2 protein-coding genes are annotated in these 1927 nt (G+C 69.8%); one reads left to right on the top strand and one right to left on the bottom strand.

Annotation, left to right across the window (positions count from 1 at the left end):
• Nucleotides 1–1002: 3-isopropylmalate dehydratase large subunit (locus tag ACOJSN_RS07515; RefSeq protein ID WP_420111885.1), on the bottom strand; the 1002-nt coding region annotated here is incomplete at its 3' end.
• Between the two features lie 92 nt (nt 1003–1094).
• On the opposite strand from ACOJSN_RS07515, the gene ACOJSN_RS07520 reads away from it, so the two are divergent.
• Nucleotides 1095–1817, top strand: a complete 723-nt coding sequence (locus tag ACOJSN_RS07520) for an IclR family transcriptional regulator (RefSeq protein WP_420111886.1) — start codon at nt 1095–1097, stop codon at nt 1815–1817.
• Nucleotides 1818–1927: the final 110 nt, after the last annotated feature.

The raw sequence follows: 1927 nt of genomic DNA on the forward strand, positions 1-1927 counted from the left end.
CGGCTGGCCGGGGATCAGGCCCATGTACTCGATCGCGCGCTCGGCGGCCACACGGTCGTTCTCCTCGACGATCTCCTCAGGCACCGGGACGTTCGCCGAGATCGGCAGGCCCTGCCCGGGGTTGGTGCCCCACGTGACGAAGGGCTCGAGGTCGCTCGCCCGCAGCTCGATCTCGGCGTCGAAGGTCGCGTCGTCATCGGTCCTCAGCGTGGTCCAGTGCTCGACGGCGGCATCCCAGTCGGCTCCCTCGGGCGCGTGCGGGCGCCCCTTGAGGTAGTCGAACGTGGTCTGGTCCGGCGCGATCATGCCGGCGCGCGCGCCGGCCTCGATCGACATGTTGCAGATCGTCATCCGCGCTTCCATCGAGAGCGCGCGGATTGCCTCGCCCCGGTACTCGAGCACATAGCCCTGGCCACCGCCGGTGCCGATCTTGGCGATGATCGCCAGGATGATGTCCTTGCTGGTGGTGCCGGGCGGCAGCTCGCCCTCGACGTTGATCGCCATCGTCTTGAACGGCGAGAGCGGCAGGGTCTGCGTGGCCAGCACGTGCTCCACCTCGGAGGTGCCGATCCCGAACGCGAGCGCCCCGAACGCACCGTGGGTGGAGGTGTGGGAGTCGCCGCAGACCACGGTCATGCCGGGCTGGGTCAGTCCCAGCTGCGGGCCTACCTGGTGCACGATGCCCTGGTCGGCGTCGCCGAGGGAGTGGATCCGCACACCGAACTCGGCGGCGTTGTTGCGCAGCGTGTCGATCTGCGTGCGCGACGTCAGGTCCGCGATCGGCAGGTCGATGTCGAGGGTCGGGGTGTTGTGGTCCTCGGTCGCGATCGTGAGGTCGGGTCGGCGCACCTGCCGACCCGCGAGCCGCAGGCCCTCGAAGGCCTGCGGGCGGGTCACCTCGGGCACGAGGTGAAGGTCGATGAAGAGCAGATCGGGGGCACCGTCGTCGCCGCGGCGCACGACGTGCTCGGCCCATACCTTCTCTGCGAGTGTCCCGGCCATGATCGTTCGACCACCTTTCGTTTCATCCAGTGTCCGAGGGTTCTCCGCGGTCTGGACTTGCGTCTCATCCTCCGAGACGGCAGTATCGGGGTATGGACAACTCTAGCGGAGTCGGCGTCCTGGACAAGGCTGCGATCGTTCTCAGTGCTCTCGAGGCCGGTCCGGCGACGCTCGCCCAGCTCGTCGCATCAACTCATCTTGCTCGTCCGACGGCGCACCGTCTCGCCGTTGCACTCGAGCATCACCGTCTCGTCTCTCGGGACATGCAGGGTCGTTTTGTGCTCGGACCGCGGCTCGCCGAACTCGCCGCCGCCGCCGGTGAGGACCGTCTGCTCGCTGCGGCCGGCCCGGTGCTCGGCGCGCTCCGTGACCACACCGGCGAGAGCGCTCAGCTCTACCGCCGCCAGGGCGATCAGCGCATCTGCGTCGCCGCCGCCGAGAAGCAGATGGGCCTGCGGGACTCGATCCCCGTCGGCGCCACGCTGACGATGCTCGCCGGCTCCGCAGCCCAGATCCTGCTCGCCTGGGAGGAGCCGGACCGACTGCATCGCGGCCTGCAGGGCGCCAAGTTCACGGCGACCATCCTCTCGGGCGTCCGTCGCCGTGGCTGGGCGCAGAGCGTCGGCGAGCGCGAGCTCGGCGTCGCCTCGGTCAGTGCGCCCGTCCGAGGCCCCAGCGGTCGCGTGATCGCCGCCGTGTCGGTCTCGGGGCCTGTCGAGCGGATGAGTCGCCAGCCCGGCCGCCTCCACGCCGCCTCGGTTGTCGCCGCCGCCAATCGCCTCTCCGACGTCCTGAAGAAGGCCGAAGAAGCCTGACGCTCATCCTCCCCTCCCCCGCTCCCCGACTCGAGGTCATCCGACGCAGCCAGAGGGCCCTGGATTACCTCGACCCAGCAGGTGCTTGGACGCGCGCGGGGGAGGTTGAC

Source organism: Pseudactinotalea sp. (assembly GCF_048594945.1).
In the GTDB taxonomy this organism is placed as follows: domain Bacteria; phylum Actinomycetota; class Actinomycetes; order Actinomycetales; family Beutenbergiaceae; genus Pseudactinotalea.